Raw genomic sequence first — 22,181 nt, 5'->3', positions numbered from 1 at the left:
CGTAAGTCACCGGAACGAAGCAGTGGCCCGTGTCACTGTACGACGTGAGCAGGCCGGCCGGCACCGCCCGCCGTGAGCCGGACCGGGCCGGGGTGGGATCATCGCAGGGTGAGTACGTCCAACACGGTCCGCTTCCGGTACAGCCAAGCCATCCTGGCCGCCGCGGTCATCGCCTTCATCGGTGCCCTGCCGCTCGCCGCCGCACGGGCGTACCTGCTGCCGGTGCTGCTCGTCCCGCTCGCCGTCGGGCTGTGGGCCTGGCGGGCCGGCACCGATGCCAACGCCGACGGGCTGCGCCTGCGGGCGCTGGCCGGTCAGCGCCGGATCGGCTGGGACCGCGTCGTCGAGCTCACCACAGACCCGCGCGGGCGGGCGGTCGCCCGGCTCGACGACGGTCAGCAGGTCGTCCTGCCGGCGGTCCGCGGCGCGGACCTGCCCCGGCTGGTCGCCGCCACCGGTCAGGCGCTGCCCGACCCGGCGGCGGGGTCGACCGGTCAGTAGCCGTCGACGACCGCGTTGATCAGCGGCTGGTCGGCGGCGAATCGGCGTACCTGGTCGCCGACCAATCGGTAGGCCCGCGGCAGCAGCCCTCGCACCGATCCGGCCACGTGCGGCGTGAGCAGCACGTTCGGCATCGTCCAGAGCGGCGAGTCGGCGGGCAGCGGCTCCGGGTCGGTGACGTCCAGCGCCGCCGAGATCCGACCGGTGCCCAGCTCCGCGACTAGCGCGTCGGTGTGTGCCACCGGCCCCCGTGCGGCGTTGACCAGCAGCGCGCCGTCCGGCATCGCGGCCAGGAACGCCTTGTCGATCAGGCCACGGGTCTGGTCGGTGAGCGGCACCAGCACCACCACCACGTCGGCCTCGGGCAGCAGCCGGGGCAGCTCCTCGACGGCGTACACCCCCTGCTCGGGCCGGGCGGTCCGGGCGACCAGGGTGAAGTCGACCTCGAACGGGGCGAGCCGGGCCCGCACCGCGGTGCCGATCGAACCGGCCCCGACGATCAGTACCCGCTTGCCGGTCAGCTCGTCGGTCGGAGCGACCCCGTCGTACGCCCACCGCCGGTCCGCCTGAGCCCGGACAAAAGTCGGGAAGGCGCGCAGCTGGGCCAGGATCGCGGTGACCACCCATTCGGCGGTGGACGGGTCGTGCACGCCCCGGGCGTCGCAGAGCGTGACGCCAGTCGGCATCCGGCTGGTCCAGGCGTCCGCCCCGGCGGAGAGCAGCTGCACCACCGCCAGATCGGGCAGCTCGTGCAGCAGCGCGGTCGCGTCCGAGCCGGACAGGAACGGCGGCACCCAGAACCGCACCCCGGCCACCGGGGACGGCAGTTGGTCGGCGTGCTCGACCACCTCGACCGTCACGTCCTGCGGCAGCTCGCCGATGAGGTCCAAACCGGCCCGGTGCGGAATCCATACCTTCACGTCCGCCGACGATAGTCCCCGGTGCGGCGGGCACGGCGACGAACCCGCGACGCCCCGGGGGTGGCGCTGCGCGCCGGAGGAGGCGAGACTCGGCACACCGTGGTTCGGCCCGGGCGCGGGGAAGGTATAACGAGGGGTCGGAGCGCCGGTCGGCCTCCGCCCCAGCAGACAGGTGCTCGATGACCGACGGCTCTCCCGCACGCCCCCGGCGCGCGATCGCCCCGCCACCGGCGCTCAGCGACCCGGCACGGCTACGGGCACTCGCCGACACCGGGCTGGACGCCGCCCCGGACGAGGCGTTCGACCGGTTCGCCCGGCTGGTCAGCGACCTGTTGGACGTGCCGGTCGCGCTGGTCTCGCTGGTCTCCGCCGACCGACAGTTCTTCCCCGGCGCGGTCGGGTTGCCGGAGCCCTGGGCGGAACGCCGGCAGACGCCGCTGAGCCACTCGTTCTGCCAGCACGTGGTGGACGTCGAGGCGCCGATGGTGCTGCCGGACGCCCGGCTCTACCCCCGGGTACGGGACAACCTGGCCATCGAGGACCTCGGCGTGGTCGCGTACGCCGGGATGCCGCTGACCGACCTCGCCGGCCGGGTCCTCGGTTCGCTCTGCGCCATCGACAGCAAGCCGCGCGCCTGGACAGCCGGGCAGCTGCGGACGCTCGCCGACCTGGCCGCCGCCTGCTCGTCGGAGCTGCGGCTGCGCATCGCGTTGGACGGTGCGCAGGAGGCGCGACGACGGGTCGTGCAGGCGCACGAGCGGCTGGAGATGCTCGCCGGGGTGAGCGAGACGCTGGCCGGCACCCTGGACGTGGGCACCGCGCTGCGCCGGCTCGCCGACACCATGGTGCCGCTGCTCGCCGACTGGTGTCTGCTCACCGTGGTCGGGCCGACCGGTCAGCCACGCGAGGTGGCCGCGGTACACCGCGATCCGGCCCGAAGGGCGGACGTCGACCGCTTCGCGGAGCTGCTGCGCACCGGATTGAGCCCGGAGTCGATCATCCGGGCGGTGCTGCGAACCGGTCAGCCCCGGCTCGGCGGCGTCGCATCGCTGGCCGACGTGTCCCGGGGCACCACGGATCCGGAGATGGCGTCGATCGCCGACCGGCTCGGCATCGCCTCCTACCTCAGCGTTCCGGTCCGGGCCGCCGGCGGCACCGTGCTCGGCGCGATCACCCTGGTCAACGACGCCAAGCGCCAGCAGTTCGACGACCGTGACCTGCTCACCGCCGTGGACATCGGCCGCCGCGCCGGGCAGGCGATCGGCAACAGCTCGATGTACGGCGAGCAGCGGCACGTCGCCGAGGTGCTGCAACACAGCATGCTGCCGCGGCTGCCGGTCGTACCGCAGATGGAGTTGGCGGCGCGTTACCAGCCGGCGGCCCATCGGGTAGAGGTGGGCGGCGACTGGTACGACGCCTTCGTCCAGCCCGACGGGGACGTGATCGCGGCGATCGGGGACGTGGCCGGGCACGACATCGAGGCGGCGGCGACCATGGGTCAGCTGCGCAACCTGGTCCGTGGCAACGCGTTCGGCCGGCCGGACGCGGTCGGGGAGCTGATGACCCACCTGGATGGCGCGATCAGCGGTCTGCGCCTGCCGACGGCGGCCACCGCGACGCTGGTCCGGATCTGTCCCGAGCGGTCCGGCAACCGGACGGTGACGTGGTGCAACGCCGGGCACCCGCCGGCCCTGCTGGTCCGCGTCGGCGGCACGGTGGAGACGCTCGAAGCGCCGCCGGAGCCACTGCTCGGCCTGGCCCGGCCGGTGCTGCGCACCAGCCAGTCGACCAGTCTGTCGGCCGGTGACACCCTGCTGCTCTACACCGACGGGCTGATCGAGCGGCGGGACCGGCCCATCGACGTCGGGCTGGCCGATCTGGTGGACCGGCTGACCGGCACCGACACCCTGCCCCTCGACGAGCTGTGTGACCTGCTGCTCGCCTCGATCCAGCATCGTGAGGACGACACCGCGCTGCTGGCCGTACGGGCCCGCTGAGCGGTCCACCCGGGACCGCCGACCCCGCCGTCGAATCCTGTCGAGCCCCGCCCGGGACGCCCGGTCGGGCTACGCTGGGCCGGGTGAGCGCCCGTCCCTCGTACCCTCGCACCCGCCGCCTGCGCGCGGCCCTCGCGGCATCCTGCGCGGCCCTGCTGGTCACCGCCGGTTGCAGCTTCGGCGAGCCAGCTCCGGACCCGGCCGGCGAGCCACCCAACCTGCCCACCCCATCGTCCTCGGCGGACCCCGGCGGAGGGCAGCAGGCGGTGGCGACCGTGCTGGCCAAGGGGCTCCGGGTGCCGTGGGCCATCGCCTTCCTCCCGGACGGCGGCGCGCTCGTCACCGAGCGGGACCGGGGCCGGATCCTCCAGGTCGGCCCCGAGTCCGGGCCGGACGGGCTGCGGGTCCGGCCGGTGCAGACGATCAGCGACGTGGCCGCGGCCGGCGAGGGTGGCCTGCTCGGCATCGCCATCTCCCCCGGCTACGACCGGGACAAGACGGTCTACGTCTACTACACCACCGAGCAGGACAACCGGGTCGCCAAGCTGCAACTCGGCGGGCAGCCCACCCCGATCCTCACCGGCATTCCCAAGGCCGGTGTGCACAACGGCGGTGGGCTGGGCTTCGGGCCGGACGGCCAGCTCTACGTCAGCACCGGCGACGCCGGTGAGCGCCCGCGCGCCCAGGACGTGAAGAGCCTCGGCGGCAAGATCCTGCGGATCACCCCGGCCGGCAAGCCGGCCCCGGGCAACCCGTACCCCGGTTCGCCGGTCTGGTCCCTGGGGCACCGCAACGTGCAGGGCTTCACCTGGGACGCCGCCAAGCGGATGTACGCCGTCGAGTTCGGCCAGAACACCTGGGACGAGATCAACCAGATCACCAAGGGCGGCAACTACGGCTGGCCGCAGGTCGAGGGGCGGGCCGGCGACAAACGGTACGTCGACCCGATCACCCAGTGGGCGACCTCGGACGCGTCCTGCTCGGGCCTGGCCGCCACGGACCGGCTGCTGGTGACCGCCTGCCTCCGCGCCAAGCGGCTCTGGGTGTTGGAGCTGACCGACACCGGCACCATGCTCGGCCAGCCCACCGAGCTGCTCACCGACCGGTACGGTCGGCTGCGCGCGGTGGCCGCCGCACCGGACGGCTCGCTCTGGGTCAGCACCTCCAACCACGACGGGCGGGGCACCCCGGCACCCGACGACGACCGGCTCCTGCGGGTGGTCTTCGCCGGCGGCGACGGCGGTCGGAGCTGATGGACGGCGCCCGGTGGCTCGGGCCGCTGCGTCGCGCCGGCGTGATCCTCGCCGTGCTCGCCGTGGCCCTGGCCGGGGTGGTGCTCGGGGTGCTGGGCGGTGGTCGGATGGACACCGACATCGGCCCGTTCCGGGCCACCGTCACTCTCGCGCCGGCCACCGACGGCAGCACCACGGTCGACGTGCCGCCGCTCGGCGCGCTCCAACTGGACAGCCACGACGGGCCGACACACCTCACGGTGCGGCTGGGCGCACTGGACCAGCGGCGCACCGAGGCGCTGATCGGCGACCCGGCCAGCATCGCCCGGGCCAGCCAGAGCGCCGTCGAGGACGTCCGCTCCGGGGTGATGCGGCTCGGGCTGCGGACCCTCGCCGCGGCGGTGCTGGTCACCCTGGTGCTGGCCGGCCTCGTCTTCCGCGACATGCGACGGACCGCCTGGGCGGGCGGGCTGGCCCTGCTGGTCACCGCCGGCAGCCTCGGCACGGCCGTGGCCACCATACGGCCACAGGCGATCGAGGAGCCGCGCTACGAGGGGCTGTTGGTCAACGCGCCGGCCATCGTCGGCGACGCCCGCCGCATCGCCAACGACTACACGAAGTACGCCGAGCAGCTCGAGCGCCTGGTCGGCAACGTCAGTCAGCTCTACACCACGGTGTCGGCGCTGCCGGTGTACGAGCCGGCGCCGGGCACCACCCGCGTGCTGCACGTGTCCGACATGCACCTCAACCCGACCGGTTGGACGCTGATCCGGACCGTCGTGGAGCAGTTCGGCATCGACGCGGTCATCGATACCGGCGACATCACCGACTGGGGCAGCGAGCCGGAGGCCTCCTTCGTCGCCTCGATCGGCCTGCTCAAGAAGCCGTACGTCTTCATCCGCGGCAACCACGATTCGGGCAGCACGGGTGCCGCGGTGGCCCGCCAGCCGAACGCGATCGTGTTGAACAACGCGACGACCACGGTCGCCGGGCTGACCATCGCCGGCATCGGCGACCCGCGCTTCACCCCCGACAAGAACACCTCCCCGGCCGGCAGTGGGCTGACCCAGCAGGTGGCCGACCAGGTGATCGGGGCCGGCGAGCAGCTCGCCGCCACGATCCGCAACTCGCCGCGACCGGTGAACATCGCGCTGGTGCACGACCCGGCGTCGGCCGGACCGCTCGCCGGCACCTGCCCACTGGTGCTGGCCGGGCACACGCACGCCCGGCAGGTCTCCAAGCTGCCCCAGGCGCCGGGGCAGCAGCCCACCGCGCTCCTCGTGGAGGGCTCCACCGGTGGCGCGGGGCTGCGCGGCCTGGAGGGTGAGAAGCCGACCCCGCTGTCGATGAGCGTGCTCTACTTCGACCAGCAGAAGATGCTCCAGGCCTACGACGACATCACCATCGGCGGCACCGGGCAGTCCCAGGTGAACCTGGAACGGCACGTCGTGGAGAACCCCGCCGCCGGCGCGCCCGCCTCGGTCTCCCCCACCCCGACGCGCTGAGCCTTCGGCGTCGAGACGGTCAGCGCAGGGCGAGGGCAGCCAGGGCCGCGTTGACGATGCTGCCGGGCAGCAGGTCGTGCAGTTCGTACAGGTCGGCGACGCTGCCGGACTGGCCGAACTCGTCCACCCCCAGCGGCACCGCCGGTGCGCCGACCGCCGAACCGAGCCAGGCCATCGCGTGCGACGCCGCGTCGTGCACGGTCACCACCGGCACCCGGTCGGCGAATGCGGACCGCAGCGCGCCCGGCACGCTCGGCACCGTGGCGGTGCGGACGCCCTGCCGCAGGGTGCGCTGCCAGGCCCGGTAGAGCCGGTCCAGCGAGGTCACGTCCACCACGTGCGCCGCGACGCCCTCCTCGGCCAGCTCCGCCGCGGCGGCCAGCACCTCGGGCAGCACCGCACCGGAGGCGGCGAGCTGCACCACCGGCGCGTCGACCAGGTGCGGGTACGACTGGTGCGCGTCGACCAGCCGGTACGCCCCGGCGACCACCTGCCGGCGCAGCACCGCGTCGCCGAGCCGGGCCCGGGCCGCCTCGAACGGCGCCTGGTCCAGCGGTCGGGTGCTCAGCCGGAAGTAGTACGCGCCGTCCTCGGTCGGCGCGGCGGTCGCCGCCGGAGCCGAACCGCCGGCGATCTGCCCGAGCGCGTCGCAGAGCAGCCAGTCCAGGCTGGTCGCGTACGCCGGCTCGACGAAGGTCACCCCGGGCAGCTCCAAGCCGACCGACGCGGTGATCGTGGACTGGTGTGCGCCGCCCTCCGGGGCCAGGGTGATGCCCGACGGGGTGCCGGCCACCACGAACCGGGAGCCGGAGTAGGTGCCGTACAGGAACGCGTCCAGGCCGCGCAGCACGAACGGGTCGTACACCGTCCCCACCGGCAGCAGCGGCTGCCCGGACAGGTCCCAGGAGAGGCCGAGCTGGCCGAGCAGCAGGAACAGGTTCATCTCCGAGATACCCAGCTCGATGTGCTGCCCAGCGGGGCTCTCGGTCCAGCGCAGCATCCGGTCCTCGGTCCAGGAACGCTGCTCGGTGGGGGCGAACACCCCGGTCTTGTTGATGAACCCGGCCAGGTTGGTGGAGGTGGCCACGTCCGGCGCGGTGGTGACCAGGTAGCGGCCCACCTCCCGGTTCCGGGCCAGGTCCACGAGCACCCGACCGAAGACCTCCTGGCTGGAGATCGGCTTGTTGGCGCGTACTCCCGTGCTCTCCGGGACGGTGACCCCCAACGACCGCTCGCGGGGCGCGCGGGACAGCGCCTCGCGGCGGGCGCCGGCCCGGATGCCGGCGGGTGACGCCGGGTCGAGGCGGTCCCACTCGGTCTCCCGGGTCAACCCCTGCGCGGTACGCAACACGTCGACCTGGTCGGTGCTGAGCAGCGCCGAATGGTTACGCGGGTTGCCGGCGATGGGCAACCCCCACCCCTTGACGGTGTACGCGAAGACGACGCTGGGCCGGTCGGTGACCGCGTCGCACTGGGCGTACGCGTCGAGCATCGCCTCCAGGTCGTGCCCGCCCAGGTCGGTGACCAGCGGGCCCAGCTCCTCGTCGGTGATGTCGGCGATGAACTCCCCGATGCCGGCCGGCGCACCGTCGAGGAACTGCTTGCGCAGCGCCGGACCGGTCAGCCCGAACAGCGACTGGTACTGCTCGTTGGGCATCGCGTCGATCCAGTCGCGCAGGGCCTCGCCGCCCGGCCGGGCGTACGCCTCGGCGAGCCGGCGGCCGTACTTGACCTCCACGACGTGCCAGCCGGCGGCCTCGAACTGACCGCGCCACTGGTTGATCCGGATGCCGGGCACCACGCGGTCCAGCGACTGGCGGTTGAAGTCGACCAGCCACATGACGTTGCCCAGGCCGGTGGTGGCCGGGTCGGCGACCGCCTCCCAGATGTTGCCCTCGTCCAACTCGGCGTCGCCGATCAGCGCGACGAACCGGGAGTGCGGACGGGCCCCGAAGTGCGCGTCGACGTAGCGCCGGGTGGCGGCCGCGAACAGCGGCGCCGCCGCGCCCAGACCGACCGAACCGGTGGAGAAGTCCACCTCGTCGGGGTCCTTCGTGCGCGACGGGTACGACTGGAGACCACCGCGCGCCCGCAGTCGGGGCAGGTACGAGCGGTCCAGGTTGCCGAGCAGGTATTGGATGGCGTGGAACACCGGGGAGGCGTGCGGCTTGACCGCCACCCGGTCCTCGGCGTCCAGGTGCGCGAACCAGAGCGCGGTCATCGCGGTGACCAGCGACGCGCTGGACGCCTGATGCCCGCCGACCTTCACGCCGTCGCCGGTGGCCCGGTCGTGGTTGGCGGCGTCCACGATCCGGGTGGCGAGCCAGAGCACCCGCCGCTGGATCTCGTCGAGGACGTCGAGGTCGTGCTCGTTCACGGTGGCTCCATCCGGGCGTCGCCGTTGACGCCCACGCGAGGGGAGGCGGCGGGGGTGGCCGCGCATGGTGCTGGGCCGCCGCCGGGTCACGGCGGCGGCCCGATCCGGGTTGTCAGCCCTGCACGCCGAGGCGCTCCAGGATCAGCTCACGCAGCGTCTTCGCGTCGGCCTGACCGCGGGTGGTCTTCATGACCGCGCCGACGAGCGCGCCGACCGCGGCGACCTTGCCACTACGGATCTTGTCCGCGATGGCGGGGTTGGCGGCGATCGCCTCGTCCACGGCGGCGGTGAGCGCGCCGGTGTCCGAGACGACCTCCAGGCCCCGACTGGTCATGATCTCGGTGGGCGAACCCTCGCCGTCGACCACGCCCTCCAGCACCGTACGGGCCATCTTGTCGTTGAGCTTGCCGGCGTCGACCAGCCCCTGCAGCTCGGCGACCTGGGCGGGGGTGGCACCGATGTCGGCCAGCTCGACACCGCTCTCGTTGGCCCGGCGGGACAGCTCGCCGAGCCACCACTTACGGGCGGCGGCCGGGGTGGTGCCGGCGGCGACCGTGGCCTCGATCAGCTCGACCGCGCCCGCGTTCAGCACCGACTGCATGTCCAGGTCGGACAGGCCCCACTGCTGCTGGAGCCGACGCCGGTGCACCCGGGGCAGCTCCGGCAGGGCGGCCTTCAGCTCGGCGACCCAGGCCGCGTCCGGTGCCAGCGGCACCAGGTCCGGCTCCGGGAAGTACCGGTAGTCGGTCGCCGTCTCCTTCGAGCGGCCCGGGGTGGTCTCGCCGGTGTCCTCGTGGAAGTGCCGGGTCTCCTGCGTGATCCGGCCACCGGCGTCGAGCACCGACGCCTGCCGCAGCATCTCCGAGCGGACCGCCCGCTCCACCGCGCGCAGCGAGTTGACGTTCTTGGTCTCGGTGCGGGTGCCCCACTCCTGACCGGGCAGGTTGAGCGAGGTGTTCACGTCGCAGCGCAGCGAACCCTCCTCCATCCGCACGTCGGAGACGCCGAGCGTACGGATCACGTCCCGCAGCTCACCGACGTACGCCCGAGCCACGTCGGGAGCGAGCGCGCCGGTGCCCGGGATGGGCCGGGTGACGATCTCGACCAGCGGGATACCGGCGCGGTTGTAGTCGACCAGCGACTCGGTCGCACCGTGGATACGACCGGTGGCGCCGCCGACGTGCAGCGTCTTGCCGGTGTCCTCCTCCAGGTGCACCCGCTCGATCTCGATCCGCACCGTCTCGCCGTTGACCTCGACGTCCAGGTAACCGTCGACACAGATCGGCTCGTCGTACTGGCTGATCTGGAAGTTCTTCGGCATGTCCGGGTAGAAGTAGTTCTTCCGGGCGAACCGGCACCACTCCGCGATCGAGCAGTTCAACGCCAGACCGATCCGGATGATCGCCTCGATGGCCGCCTTGTTGGCCACCGGCAGCGAGCCGGGCAGACCCAGGCAGACCGGGCAGACCCGGGTGTTCGGCTCGCCACCGAAGTCGGTCGGGCAGCCACAGAACATCTTGGTGTTCGTGCCCAGCTCGACGTGGGTCTCGAGGCCGATCACCGGTTCGTAGCGCGCGACGACCTCGTCGTACGCGGGCAGTGTCGTGGTCATGAGACGCTCCAGACGCGATCCGGACAGAACCTGTCCAGCCTAATGGGGTTGTCGGGCCGCCTGTCGCCCGGGTTTCCCCGAGACACCGGCAGTGGTCGTGACCGGGTGTGTCCGCGCCGACACGTGGGTATCTGTCGACCATGACGAATACGGGGAATGATCGATCTCTCCGACAGGCCGGGTCGGGGCAACGGAACAACACCGGGCGGTTCCTGCTGACGGTGCTGGCCGCGTGGGTGGTGACGCTGGTCCTCTGGCTTGCCGCCGGCGGTGAGCGGACGCCGGGAGACCTTGGGCTCCTGGTGCTCCTGCTCGCCATCCCGTTCCTGGTGTGGCCCGCCGCCAGGGCGGCGGGCAGGTGGGTGGACTCGCGCGAGCGCGGCCGGGAGAAGTCGTGAGGCCGGCACGCGTGGCGTCGGCCCGACCGGCGATCCTCGCGGTCGTCGCGGTGTGGGCGGTGGCCGCCGTGGTCACCGTGATCAGTTGGCTCGCCGCCGGAGAGGACCGGAACCCGGACTCGGCGGCCGCGTTGGTGCTCGGTGTTGCGCTGCCCGGGATGGTCGCGGTGGCGATCGCGTACGCCGTGGTGCACCTGCTGAACCGGCGGCCTCCGGAGCGAGGGCGGCGGTGACCGCCGAGGGACCTGGCGCCACCGACGAGCAGGTGACGCAGAGGCCGGACCGCAGCACCTACGCCATCGCCGCGCTCGTCGTGGTCGGCGCGGCCGTGCTGGGCACCGCCACCTTTGTCAGCCCGGGCAGCGTGAAGTCCGATCAACTGCTCGGGTCGTTCGGGCTGATGCTCATCCCTCCATTGGTCGGCGCGGCCGTCGCCCTCGTCTTCGGCCGCCGGCTGCTGAGGCGGCTACCCCGGACGGCCGGTGCCGACCGGACGACGCGGCGGCGGATGGCGCAGGCGCTACGCGACGGGTCCACCGACGACCCTCGCCTGGACGCGCTGGCTCGCAAGGAGGCGCGAACCCGGGTCAGTCAACGCTGGCTGCTGTTGCTGTTCGCGGTGGGCCTCCTCAGCCAACTGGGGTCCCTGGTGAGCCCGGTCAACCCGTTCACCCGCGTGCTGGCCGTACTGGCGATCCTGGGCTGGGGAGGACTCGCCTGGTTCCGCTGGCGTGGTCTGCGGGAGGCCCGCCGCTACCTCGCCGGGCCGCCGAGCCAGCCGTGATACGACGCCCGCCTGCCCGGACGCGCGATCGGCGCCGAGGGACATGTCCCTCGGCGCCGATGCGGTGACATCCGAGCTAGAGCGTCGGCGGGGTGAACGTGCCGACCGCGGACTCCAACGCGGCGGCGACCCGGTACATCCGGTCGTCGGCCATCGTGGGGGCCATCACCTGAAGGCCGACGGGCAGGCCGTCGGAGAGGCCGCAGGGCACCGAGATGCCCGGTCCGCCGTACAGGTTGGTCGGGATGGTGAACAGATCGGCCAGGTACATCTGGTACGGGTCCGAGGTGCGGGCGCCGATCGGGAAGGCCGTGAACGGGGTGGTCGGCGAGATCAGCGCGTCCACCTGCTCGAAAGCGGCGGTGAAGTCCCGGGTGATCAACGTCCGGACCTTCTGCGCCTGCCCGTAGTACGCCTCGTAGTAGCCCGACGACAGAGCGTACGTGCCGAGCATGATGCGGCGCTTGACCTCCGGGCCGAAGCCGGCCTCGCGGGTCAGCGACATGACCTCCTCCAGCGACCGGTTGCCGTCGTCGCCGACCCGCAGGCCGAACCGGACGCCATCGAACCGGGCCAGGTTGGAGGAGCACTCGCTCGGCGCGATCAGGTAGTACGCCGGCAGCGCGTAGCCGAAGGTCGGGCAGGAGATCTCGACGATCTCGGCGCCCATCTTGGTGAGCGCGTCCACCGACTCGCGGAACGCGGTCATCACACCCGGCTCGGCACCCTCGCCGACGAACTCGCTCACGATGCCGAGCCGTACGCCGGTCAGGTCGCCGGTCGCGCCGAGCTTCGCCGCCGCCACCACGTCCGGCACCGGCAGGGGGATCGAGGTGGAGTCGCGCGGGTCGTGCCCGGCGATGACCTGGTGCAGCAGGGCCGCGTCGAGCACCGTACGGGCACACGGGCCGGGAGTGTCCAGCGACGAGGAGAACGCGACCAGCCCGTAGCGGGACGTGCCGCCGTAGGTGGGCTTCGCGCCGACGGTGCCGGTGACCGCGCCAGGCTGGCGGATCGAACCGCCGGTGTCCGAGCCGATCGCCAGCGGCGCCTCGTACGCGGCCAGCGCGGCGGCGCTGCCGCCACCCGAACCGCCCGGGATCCGGCTCAGGTCCCACGGGTTGTGCGTGGGGCCGTACGCCGAGTATTCGGTGGAGGAGCCCATCGCGAACTCGTCCATGTTGGTCTTGCCGAGCATCACGGTGCCGGCGTCGCGCAGGCGCTGCACGATCGTCGCGTCGTACGGCGGGCGCCAACCCTCCAGGATCTTCGACCCCACGGTGGTCGGCACACCCCGGGTGGCGAGCACGTCCTTCACGGCGACCGGAACGCCGGCCAGCGGGCCCAGCTCCTCGCCGGCCGCTCGACGCTCGTCCACCGCGCTGGCCGCGGCCAGCGCGCCGTCGGCGTCCACGTGCAGGAAGGCATGGACCCGGTCGTCGACCTCGGCGATCCGGTCCAGGTGCGCCTGGGTCACCTCGACGGCGGAGGTCTCGCCGCCGGCGACCAGCGCAGCGATCTCCGCCGCGGTCATTCTGGTGAGATCACTCATGCCGTCACTCCGCTTCGCTCCGCGACGCCACGAGGCATCAGCGCGCCGCATCGATGATTCGCTCGCTGCCGCCCGCTCATGACGCCACATCCTCACTCAGGATCCGCGGCACGCGGAATCGCTGGTCCTCGGCGTCGGGCGCGCCCGACAGCGCCTCCTGCGGGGTCAGGCACGGCGTGACGACGTCCTCCCGCAGGATGTTGGTCAGCGGCACCGAGTGCGAGGTCGGCGGGATGTCCACGGCGGCGACCTCGCCGACCTGGGCGACCGCCTGGAGGATCACGTCGAGCTGGCCGGCGAACGTGTCCAGCTCCTCCTCGGTGACGGCGAGCCGCGACAGGCGCGCCAGGTGCGCGACCTCCTCGCGGGAGATGGCGGCCATCCGTGCCCCCTTCTGATGTCCTGCTGGTCGGGCGATGTGCCGGCCGCGCGGCGGTGGAGCGTGACGCGCGGTGACCGGAGCGAGTCTATTGTTCCGCTCCGGTGCCGCGTCCCCGACTCCCCCTCCGCCGGTCCGTCGGCCGCCGCAGCGGGCGGGTCAGCGGGCGGGGCGACGGCCGGCGTCCGGCTCCGGGCCGCCGGTCGGGCGGACCGGCCGGTACCGGGCCAGCCAGGTGACCAACTCCTCGGCGGGCATCGGTCGGGCGTAGAACCAGCCCTGCGCGGCGTCACAGCCGGCCGCGTGCAGCATCCGCCAGGTCCGCTCGTCCTCCACCCCCTCGGCGACGACCCGCAGCCCGAGCGCCCCGGCCAACTCGATCATCGACCGGACGATCGCCGCGTCGTCGGCGTCGTCGGCCATGCCGAGCACGAACGAGCGGTCGACCTTCACCTCGGAGAGCGGCAGCCGACGCAGGTGTTGCATTGAGGAGTACCCGGTGCCGAAGTCGTCCAGCGCGATGGCCACCCCGAGCCCGTGCAGCCGGGAGATGGTGGCCAGGACCCGGCGCGGGTCGGCCATCAGGGCACCCTCGGTGATCTCCAGTTGCAGCCGCTCGGCCGGCACCTCGTAGCGGGCCAGCCGATCGGCGATCTGATCGGCTATCTCACCGGTGTGCAGGTCACGCACGCTCACGTTCAGCGCCGCCCGCAGCCCGATGCCGGCCGCCGACCACTTGGCGAGCTGCTCCACGACGTCGTCCACGACCCGCCGGGTCAGCAGCCGCATCACCGCGCTCTGCTCGGCGACCCGGATCAGCTCCTCCGGGTCGACCATCCCCCGCCGGGGGTGCCGCCAGCGCAGCAGCGCCTCGACGCCGACCACCTCGCCGGTGGCGATGGCGATCTGCGGCTGGTAATACATCGTGATCTCACCGGCGTCGCCGACGGACTCGCCGTCCGGGTGCGCCCAGCCCGCCGACGACGGCCGCTCGGCCGGGGTGCCCAGCCCGACGTCGTCGCCCGCGGCAGGGCCGGCATCGAGCGGCGGAGCAGGCACCGCACTCCCGTTCGGAGGTCGCCGCCCGATCCCGGGTCGCGGCGCGTGCGGGCGGGTGCCGGGGATCGTGGCACGGGCGTTCCGGCCACGGATCGGGTCGGCCCCGGTGGCGATCCGGTTGATCAGCTCGTCGGCGTGCACCAGCTCCGTGCCCGGCCGTCGACGGCGACTCCACCAGCGGCCGCCGAGCGCCGGCGACACCGCGGCGATCACCGGCGACGCGGCCGCGTGCGGCGCGGCACCGGCGGCAGGCACGTCTCCGGTGGGCAGCGCCGCGCCGTCACCGCCGCGCACCTCCGACGACGACCCGAGGGGTACGTCGGCAGTCCGCTCGGGATCAGCCGGCTCAGCCGGTGCGGCGTGCGCGCCGTCCCCGCCGGCCTGCCGCGCGTCGGGCGGACCGTCGGCCGATGGGCTGGACTCCAGCACCCGACGCAGGTCGGCGAGGAGGCCGAGCCGCTCAGCGGAGTTGTGGTCGGACTCCGGGGCGTAGACGGCCACCGTGTCGTTGCGGTGCTTCGCGTCGTACATCGCCACGTCGGCGTGGCGCATCAGGGTGGCGAAATCCTCGCCGTGCTCGGGGAACAGGGCGATGCCGATCGAACCGCCCACGTCCAGGGGCAGCCCGTCCAGCGGCACGGGCTCGGCCAGCGCACCGACCACCCGGTCGGCCAGCTCCCGTGCCTGACCGGCGTCGGTCAGCCCGGTCATCACGATGGCGAACTCGTCCCCGCCCAGCCGGGCGATCATCTGCGGCCGGGGCTCCAACTCGCCGAGCCGGGCGCTGACCTCGACCAGCAGCCGGTCGCCCACCGCGTGCCCGAGCGCGTCGTTGACGGTCTTGAAGCGGTCCAGGTCGATCAGCAGCAGCGCCAGGTGCCCGTCGGGGTCGCCACGGGCCACTCGGTCGGCGTGCAGGTGCACCTGCTCGGCCACCTCGGCCAGCAGGGCCTTGCGGTTGGGCAGCCCGGTGAGCGGGTCGGCGGCGGCGAGATGCTGCTGCTCGACGGTGAGCCGGGCCATCCGGTACACGGCGAAGAGAGGCACCAGCACCAGCGGGATCAGCGCCGCGCTGGTGCGCGCGGCGGCCACCAGCACCGGGGCGAGCAGCAACAGGGAGCCGGTGGAGAGCAGCTCGAAGCCGATGCCCTGCCGGACGGTGGGCCACCACCGGTCACCGAAGCGCAGCCGCACGGCCCAGCTGACCAGGCCGTAGTTGACCGCGAACCAGGCCACCGTGGCACCGCCGACGGCGGCCAGGTCGGTCCAGTGCAGCCGACCGTCCGAGAAGATGGGGCCCGGCCCGAGCTGGGTGACCCCGTACGCGGCGGCGAGTGCGCAGGCGTACTGGCCGACGTTGAAGGCCGTCCGCCACGCGGCGTGCCGCATCCGCCAACCCGCGACGACCACCCCGACGGCCTGCACCGCCACCGCCGGGCCGAGCCCCCAGCCGAGCAGGATCGCGAAGGTGAAGCAGGTCGAGGGGAAGACCGCGGAGGAGTGCCGGCGGCCCGGGGGGACGAACGGACGGGCATCGCAGATCACGGCGAGCGCGGCCATCGTCCAGAACGCCACCGGCAGCCGGGGCAGCCGGTCCGGGAGCGTCGCGAGTGGACCGGCCGCGGTCAGCACGGCGACCACGAGGATGCCGGTGATGAAGGTGGCGAACGGCGCCACTCGCCCGGGCGGGACGGAGTTGCGCGGGTCGGCGACCTCCACTACACCTCCCGACCGACGGTCGGCGTGCCCGTGCGCACGCCGTGACCCAATGAAACGCCCCCAGGCCCAGGTTTCCCGGTATGACAGTCACGAATCGGTCGTAGTCGTAATTAAGTTGGTATACGCGGCCAGCCGTCGGCGCCTCGGGCGCGTCGCCCACTCAACACCGCTCAGCCCTCGACTTGGGCAACCTCTCGTGCGGCGTCCGGGCCGGCGTCCAGCAGCACCCGGAACCCGTCCTCGTCCAGCACCGGCACCTTGAGGCTGGCCGCCTTGTCGGCCTTGGAGCCCGGGTTGTCACCCACCACGACGAAGCTCGTCTTCTTGGAGACCGACCCGCTGACCTTGCCGCCCCGACTCTGCACGGCCTCGGCGGCCTGGTCCCGCGAGAAGCTGGCGAGTGTGCCGGTCACCACCACGGTCAGCCCCTCCAGCGGACGTGGCCCCTCGTCGACCGCTTCCTCGGCCATCCGGACGCCCGCCGCGGTCCACTTGTCGACCACTTCGCGGTGCCAGTCCACGGCGAACCACTCTCGGATGCTGGCCGCGATCGTCGGCCCGACCCCGTCGACCGAGGAGAGCTCCTCCTCGCTCGCCGCGTCGATCGCCGGCATGGAGCGGAAGTGCCGGGCCAGCGCCTGGGCGGCGGTGGGGCCGACGTGCCGGATCGAGAGCGCCACCAGCACCCGCCACAGCTCGCGCTCCCGGGCGACCGCCAGATTGTCCAGCAGCTTGACGGCGTTGCTGCCCAGGCTGCCGTCCTTGTTGACGAAGAACGGGGACCGCGACAGCTGCTCGGCGTCGAGGTGGAAGAGGTCACCCTCGTCGCTGATGATCTCCGCGTCGAGCAGCGCGGCCGCACCCTTGTAGCCGAGCACCTCGATGTCGAAGCCGCCCCGGCCAGCGAGGTGGAACACCCGCTCGCGCAACTGCGCCGGGCAGCTGCGGGTGTTGGGGCAGCGGATGTCGACGTCGCTCTCCTTGGCCGGAGCGAGCGGGGTGCCGCAGGACGGGCAGCTCGAGGGCATCACGAACGGGCGGGCGTCGGCGGGACGGAGGTCGACCACCGGGCCCAGCACCTCGGGGATCACGTCGCCGGCCTTGCGCAGCACCACCGTGTCGCCGATCAGCACGCCCTTGCGCTCCACCTCGCGAGCGTTGTGCAGGGTGGCGAGCGCGACCGTCGAGCCGGCCACGTGCACCGGCTCCAGCACGGCGAACGGCGTGACCCGCCCGGTGCGGCCGACGTTGACGTCGATGTCGAGCAGCTTGGTGGTGACCTCCTCCGGCGGGTATTTGAACGCGATCGCCCAGCGCGGGGCGCGGCTGGTCGAGCCGAGTCGACCCTGGATGGAGACCGGGTCGATCTTGACCACCACGCCGTCGATCTCGTGCTCGACGTCGTGCCGGTGCTCGGCGTAGTAGGCGATGTATTCCGCGACGCCGGCCAGGTCGGGCACCACCCGCCACCGGTCGCTGGTCGGCAGCCCCCACGCCTTCAGCGCCGTGTAGGACTCGGACTGCGCCGCCGGCTGGAACCCGCGCCGGGCACCGATGCCGTGCACCACCAGGCGCAGCGGCCGGGAGGCGGTGATCCGAGGGTCCTTCTGCCGGAGGCTGCCGGCAGCGGCGTTGCGCGGGTTGGCGAACGGGGCCCGCCCCTGCTCCACCAGGCCGGCGTTGAGGTCGGCGAACGCGGCGATCGGAAAGTAGATCTCGCCCCGGACCTCGAGCAGCTCGGGCACGTCCGGGAACTCGGCCGACGGGGTGAGCTCGCCGGGCACACCCCGGATGCTGCGCACGTTGGCGGTGACGTCCTCGCCGGTGCGGCCATCACCCCGGGTGGCCGCCCGGATCAGCCGGCCGCGCTCGTAGGTCAGGTTGATCGCGAGCCCGTCGACCTTCAGCTCGCAGAGGTAGGGCACCGGCCCACCGGCGTCCCGTTCGACACGCTCGGACCAGGCGGCCAACTCCTCGTCGGCGAAGGCGTTGTCGAGCGAGAGCATCCGCTCGGCGTGGGTGACCGGGGTGAAGTCGGTGGAGAACGTGCCGCCCACCCGTTGGGTCGGCGAATCCGGCGTACGCAGCGCCGGGAACTCCCCCTCCAGCGCCTCCAGCTCGCGCAACTGCCGGTCGAACTCGGCGTCGGCGATGGTCGGCGCGTCCAACACGTAGTAGCGGTACTGGTGCTCGGTCAGCTCGCGGCTGAGCGTCGCATGCTGCTCCCGCGCCTGCGGCGTCGGCTCGGGGCCGGCCGCCGCCTCCTGCGCCGGGCTGACCTCTTGACCGACCTGCTCCTCGGACACCCCGCCACCTTCGGACACGCCTGCGACCTCCCCTGATCACGCTACTCCGGCACGGTAGCGGGCCGGTGAGACAATCCGCCGCCCACCCAGCCACGCCGTCCAGTGCGTCCCCTCGATCACTGCAGCTCAGCAGTCCAACCGGCGGCGCGGCCGACGAGCGGCGGAGTGGACGGCATGCGACGATCGCCGCACGGTGGCCGCTGGCGGCGTCACCCCGAGGCGGAGGTCAGCATGCCGGAAGCCCTGCTCTGGGCCATGACGATCCTGCTGGCCGTGGCCGCCGGCTGGGCGTGGAACAGCTGGCGGCACCGGGTGGCGAGCCGGCGACCGGGGTCGGGCACCACGGCCCGCACCGGTGGCCGCCGCCCCGCACCGCCTCGACCGCGCGGCACCAGCGAGCCGGCCGCCAAGCCCGGCGCGCGGGGCAGCGACCGGCCAGCCACCCGACCCGGCTCGCGCGGCACCGATCGGGGGGCCGGCGCGCCGGCACCGGGCGAGATCTGGTGGGCCGAGGTGCCCTACGCGGACGGCACCGGGTCGAAGGTCCGGCCGTGTCTGGTGCTGCGCGTCGACTCCCGGAGCGCCGACGTACTGAAGATCACCAGTCAGGACAAGAGTGACCGGGACGACCACGTGCCGATCCCCACCCGGGCCTGGGATCCCGACGCCGAGCACGACAGCTATCTCAGTCTCACCGAGCCGACACGGATCAGCCCGGACGCCTTCGCCGACCGTGCCGGCAACTGCGACGCCAACCTGTGGCGGCGGGTCCGCAGTCTGCACCACCTGCCCACCCGCTGACCGCATCGGGCGGCGCGGCAGCGGGTGGGGTCGGCGGGGTCAGTCCCAGCAGAGGCAGAACGGGTGGCCGGCGGGGTCGGCATAGACCCGGAAGCCCTCGCCCTCGCCCGGCAGCCGACGGGCGCCGAGCGCGAGCGTCGCCTTCTCGGCGGCCTCGATGTCGGTCACCGTCACGTCCAGGTGGAACTGCTGTGGACGCTCCGGGTCCGGCCAGTCCGCTTGACGCAGGTTGAGTGCCTGCTGGAAGGCGAGGCGCGGGTGCTGCCCGCGTGGGCCGCCCAGCACCACCCAGTCGTCCTCGCAGTCATCCTCGACCAGGGGTATGCCGAGCAGCTCCGAGTAGAACGCCGCCAGCGCCCGCGGATCCGGGCAGTCGATCACCACTGTGCGTAGCTGTCCAATCATGACCGTCATCCTGCCCACCGGGTCCGACAGGAAAACTCAGCTCTCGGCGAGTCGCCGCCCGGCATCCCGGCACGCGGCGAGCACCGCGCGGGCGTACTCCGGCGACGCCCCGGCCAGCCCACAGGCCGGGGTGACCACCACCTGCTCGGCGAGCTGCCGGCGGGGGAAGCCGAGTCGATCCCAGACCTGGCGTACCCGATCGGCGACCTGCCCGGAGGTCGGCGCGGAACCGGCCGACGGCGACCGGGTCGGCACGGCCCCGGCCAACAACCCGAGGCCGGCGTCGATCGCCTCACCCAGCGGGTCCAGGTCTTTCACCAGGTCCAGGTCGAGGGCGACGCCGACAGCGCCGGTCGAACGGATCAGCTCCAACGGCACGTCGGGGGCGCAGCAGTGCACCACGGTCGGCACGCCGACCGCCTCGACGACCACCCGCAACAGCGCCGCGGCATCCACCGACTCCATGGCCCGGTACGCACCCAGCCCGCTCTCGGTGCGCACCCGCCCGGCCAGCACCGTCGGCATCGAGGGCTCGTCCAACTGGAGCAGCACCGAGGCGCGGGGCAGTCGACGGGCGACCGCCGCGACGTGCGCGCGCAGCCCTTCGGCGAGCGAGCCGGTGAGATCGCGCACCGCGCCGGGGTCACGCAGCAGCCGGCCACCGATCGGCAGCTCCAGGGCGGCCGCGAGGGTCAGTGGGCCACCGGCCTGCACCTTGATCGTCCCGGCGTACTCCTCGGCCTGCTCGCCGAGCTGGTCCAGGTCGCGTTCCATGAGGTCACGGGCCCGACGCAGATCGCGGCCCGGTCGTGGGGCGACCCGCCAACGCCCCGTGTACAGCTCGACGGGCAGCTCGACCAGCAGCCCGGCGGTACGGCCGATCAGGTCGGCCCCGGGGCCACGGGCCGGCAGCTCGGGCAGGTGGGGCAGCTCGGGAAGCTCACCGAGGACCACCCGTTGGGCCTCGGCGATGTCGGTGCCGGGCAACGAACCGATACCGGTCGCCGCGCCGGCCGGCCAGGGCCACGCCTGATCTGTCACGGCCGAAGGCTATCCGGTGTCTCCACCGGCCGCTCGGGAACCTCGACCGCTCAGACGGCGATGGTGGCGGAGCCGAGGACCACGTCGCCGGCCGGGTCCGGCCGGTACGCCACCACGGCCTGACCGGCGGCGACGCCGCGTACCGGACGGCGCAGCTCGGCGTGCAGCGTGTCGCCGTCGAGATCGACGGTGGCGGGCACCACGTCGCCGTGCGCGCGCAACTGCACCTCGCACTCGACCGGGGAGTCCGGTCGCGGGCCACCCGTCCAGACCGGACGCTGGGCACGCACCCGGGACACCTCCAGCGCCTCGGCCGGGCCGACGGTCACGGTGTTGGTCTTCGGGGTGATGGAGAGCACGTAGCGTGGCCGGCCATCCGCGGCGGGCCGGTCCAGGTGCAGCCCGCGCCGCTGGCCCACGGTGTACGCGTACGCGCCGCTGTGGCTGCCGACCACCGCGCCGGTGCTCGCGTCCACCACGTCGCCGGGCGCCTCGCCCAGACGGCCGGCGAGGAAGCCTCGGGTGTCGCCGTCGGCGATGAAGCAGATGTCGTGCGAGTCGGGCTTGTCGGCCACCGCCAGGCCACGCTCGGCGGCCTCGGCGCGGACCTGCGCCTTGGTCGAGTCGCCGAGCGGGAAGATCGACCGGTCCAACTGCTCGCGGGTGAGCACGGCCAGCACGTAGGACTGGTCCTTGGCCACGTCGACGCTGCGCCGCAGCAGCCCGTCCGAGCCCAGCCGGGCATGGTGCCCGGTCACCACGGCGTCGAAGCCCAAAGCAACCGCCCGGTCCAGCACCGCGGCAAACTTGATCTTCTCGTTGCAGCGCAGGCAGGGATTCGGGGTACGACCAGCCGCGTACTCGGCGACGAAGTCGTCCACCACGTCCTCGTGGAACTGGTCGGCCATGTCCCAGACGTAGAACGGGATGCCGATCACGTCGGCTGCCCGACGGGCGTCCCGGGAGTCTTCGAGCGTGCAGCAGCCCCGCGCCCCGGTCCGGTACGTCTGCGGATTGCGCGCCAACGCGAGGTGCACCCCGGTCACATCGTGCCCGGCGGCCACCGCACGCGCCGCCGCCACGGCCGAGTCAACCCCGCCCGACATCGCCGCCAACACCCTCACCAGCGAACTCCCTTCCCTCCCTTCAGCCTACCCACCGTCCTCCCACACCCCGCCCCCGCCGCAGGGTGACCTGATCCACGACAACCCGCGTCGATCATGGAGTTGAGGCAGGCCACAAAAGCCGCCAACCATCAAATCTGAGACACCACAACCCCACGATCGACGCAGGACACGGGACGCGCCCCGCCCCACCCCGGCGCGGCCCGCCCCACCCCGGCGCGGCGCGGCGAGCCCCATCCTGGCGCGACCCGCCCCACCCCGGCGCGACCCGGCGAGCCCCATCCTGGCGCGGCCCGCCCCACCCGGCGCGGCGATCTTGCACTTGCTGCCTCTACCTATGCCCCATAAGCCGCAAAAGGCCGACCGGAAGTGCAAGATCGCGGCAGAGCAGCGCGGCGCCGCGGCGCGGCAGCGCGGCGCGGCGCGGGAGCGCGGCGCGGCAGTGCAGCGCGGAGCCGCGGCGCCGCGG

General features: G+C 73.2%; 18 protein-coding genes. 8 read left to right on the top strand and 10 right to left on the bottom strand.

Annotated features, from left to right (window positions below; all coding sequences use genetic code 11):
* Window positions 1-108 precede the first annotated feature (108 nt).
* Window positions 109-501, top strand: coding sequence for a PH domain-containing protein (locus tag V6V47_RS26120; RefSeq protein ID WP_334631018.1), 393 nt, complete (start codon window positions 109-111; stop codon window positions 499-501).
* Here the strand turns inward: V6V47_RS26120 and V6V47_RS26115 are convergent.
* Window positions 495-1,421 (bottom strand): 2-hydroxyacid dehydrogenase, encoded by a 927-nt coding sequence (locus V6V47_RS26115; protein WP_334631017.1) that lies wholly within the window; start codon window positions 1,419-1,421, stop codon window positions 495-497. The genes V6V47_RS26120 and V6V47_RS26115 overlap by 7 nt on opposite strands.
* A 179-nt stretch (window positions 1,422-1,600) precedes the next feature.
* Here V6V47_RS26115 and V6V47_RS26110 point away from each other — a divergent pair, with 179 nt between their 5' ends.
* From V6V47_RS26110 to V6V47_RS26100, 3 genes are all read left to right on the top strand, one after another.
* Window positions 1,601-3,418 carry a SpoIIE family protein phosphatase gene (locus V6V47_RS26110; protein ID WP_334631016.1) on the top strand — a complete coding sequence of 606 codons (1,818 nt, stop codon included), beginning with the start codon at window positions 1,601-1,603 and terminating at the stop codon, window positions 3,416-3,418.
* 83 nt (window positions 3,419-3,501) lie between these two features.
* Window positions 3,502-4,671, top strand: a complete 1,170-nt coding sequence (locus V6V47_RS26105; protein ID WP_334631015.1) for a PQQ-dependent sugar dehydrogenase — start codon at window positions 3,502-3,504, stop codon at window positions 4,669-4,671.
* Complete coding sequence (locus V6V47_RS26100) at window positions 4,671-6,155, top strand: metallophosphoesterase (RefSeq protein ID WP_334631014.1); 1,485 nt, start codon at window positions 4,671-4,673, stop codon at window positions 6,153-6,155. The genes V6V47_RS26105 and V6V47_RS26100 overlap by 1 nt, the downstream gene beginning before the upstream one ends.
* A 19-nt stretch (window positions 6,156-6,174) precedes the next feature.
* Here the strand turns inward: V6V47_RS26100 and V6V47_RS26095 are convergent, their stop codons facing one another.
* Both V6V47_RS26095 and gatB read right to left on the bottom strand, forming a co-directional pair.
* Entirely contained in the window at window positions 6,175-8,532 is a 2,358-nt protein-coding gene (locus V6V47_RS26095; RefSeq protein WP_334631013.1) for a transketolase-like TK C-terminal-containing protein, read from the bottom strand.
* A 112-nt stretch (window positions 8,533-8,644) separates the two neighbouring features.
* Entirely contained in the window at window positions 8,645-10,144 is a 1,500-nt protein-coding gene (gene gatB / locus V6V47_RS26090; RefSeq protein WP_334631012.1) for an Asp-tRNA(Asn)/Glu-tRNA(Gln) amidotransferase subunit GatB, read from the bottom strand.
* 140 nt (window positions 10,145-10,284) lie between these two features.
* On the opposite strand from gatB, the gene V6V47_RS26085 reads away from it, so the two are divergent.
* The 3 genes from V6V47_RS26085 to V6V47_RS26075 are packed head-to-tail and all read left to right on the top strand — an operon-like array spanning window position 10,285 to window position 11,326.
* The gene (locus V6V47_RS26085) at window positions 10,285-10,542 is read left to right on the top strand and encodes a hypothetical protein (protein WP_334631011.1); all 258 of its coding nucleotides are present in this window, start codon (window positions 10,285-10,287) and stop codon (window positions 10,540-10,542) included.
* Window positions 10,539-10,775, top strand: a complete 237-nt coding sequence (locus tag V6V47_RS26080; protein ID WP_334631010.1) for a hypothetical protein — start codon at window positions 10,539-10,541, stop codon at window positions 10,773-10,775. Before V6V47_RS26085 ends, V6V47_RS26080 begins: the two co-directional genes overlap by 4 nt.
* Complete coding sequence (locus tag V6V47_RS26075; protein WP_334631009.1) at window positions 10,772-11,326, top strand: hypothetical protein; 555 nt, start codon at window positions 10,772-10,774, stop codon at window positions 11,324-11,326. Before V6V47_RS26080 ends, V6V47_RS26075 begins: the two co-directional genes overlap by 4 nt.
* Before the next feature lie 76 nt (window positions 11,327-11,402).
* On the opposite strand, the gene gatA is transcribed toward V6V47_RS26075, so the two are convergent.
* The 4 genes from gatA to ligA form a co-directional block, all read right to left on the bottom strand.
* Window positions 11,403-12,878, bottom strand: a complete 1,476-nt coding sequence (gatA, locus tag V6V47_RS26070; RefSeq protein ID WP_334631008.1) for an Asp-tRNA(Asn)/Glu-tRNA(Gln) amidotransferase subunit GatA — start codon at window positions 12,876-12,878, stop codon at window positions 11,403-11,405.
* 76 nt (window positions 12,879-12,954) lie between these two features.
* Window positions 12,955-13,260, bottom strand: a complete 306-nt coding sequence (gene gatC, locus V6V47_RS26065; protein ID WP_334631007.1) for an Asp-tRNA(Asn)/Glu-tRNA(Gln) amidotransferase subunit GatC — start codon at window positions 13,258-13,260, stop codon at window positions 12,955-12,957.
* Between the two features lie 156 nt (window positions 13,261-13,416).
* Window positions 13,417-16,035, bottom strand: coding sequence for a bifunctional diguanylate cyclase/phosphodiesterase (locus tag V6V47_RS26060; RefSeq protein ID WP_334631006.1), 2,619 nt, complete (start codon window positions 16,033-16,035; stop codon window positions 13,417-13,419).
* Between the two features lie 170 nt (window positions 16,036-16,205).
* A complete protein-coding gene (ligA, locus tag V6V47_RS26055; protein ID WP_334631005.1) occupies window positions 16,206-18,341 on the bottom strand; it encodes an NAD-dependent DNA ligase LigA in 2,136 nt (711 codons plus the stop codon).
* A 174-nt stretch (window positions 18,342-18,515) separates the two neighbouring features.
* On the opposite strand from ligA, the gene V6V47_RS26050 reads away from it, so the two are divergent.
* Window positions 18,516-19,142, top strand: coding sequence for a type II toxin-antitoxin system PemK/MazF family toxin (locus V6V47_RS26050; protein ID WP_334631004.1), 627 nt, complete (start codon window positions 18,516-18,518; stop codon window positions 19,140-19,142).
* Between the two features lie 39 nt (window positions 19,143-19,181).
* Here V6V47_RS26050 and V6V47_RS26045 read toward each other — a convergent pair whose 3' ends face one another.
* From V6V47_RS26045 to mnmA, 3 genes are read right to left on the bottom strand one after another with little or no spacing between them, the layout of a single operon-like run.
* Window positions 19,182-19,547, bottom strand: a complete 366-nt coding sequence (locus V6V47_RS26045; RefSeq protein WP_334631003.1) for a VOC family protein — start codon at window positions 19,545-19,547, stop codon at window positions 19,182-19,184.
* Between the two features lie 36 nt (window positions 19,548-19,583).
* Window positions 19,584-20,588: a methionine synthase gene (locus V6V47_RS26040; protein ID WP_334631002.1), complete on the bottom strand. Its 1,005-nt coding sequence runs from the start codon at window positions 20,586-20,588 to the stop codon at window positions 19,584-19,586.
* A gap of 50 nt (window positions 20,589-20,638) precedes the next feature.
* Window positions 20,639-21,712 (bottom strand): tRNA 2-thiouridine(34) synthase MnmA, encoded by a 1,074-nt coding sequence (mnmA, locus tag V6V47_RS26035; protein WP_334631001.1) that lies wholly within the window; start codon window positions 21,710-21,712, stop codon window positions 20,639-20,641.
* Window positions 21,713-22,181 lie beyond the last annotated feature (469 nt).

The sequence above is a fragment of the Micromonospora sp. CPCC 205539 genome (assembly GCF_036906815.1).
In the GTDB taxonomy this organism is placed as follows: domain Bacteria; phylum Actinomycetota; class Actinomycetes; order Mycobacteriales; family Micromonosporaceae; genus Micromonospora.
This window is presented reverse-complemented; position numbering and strand designations above follow the sequence as displayed.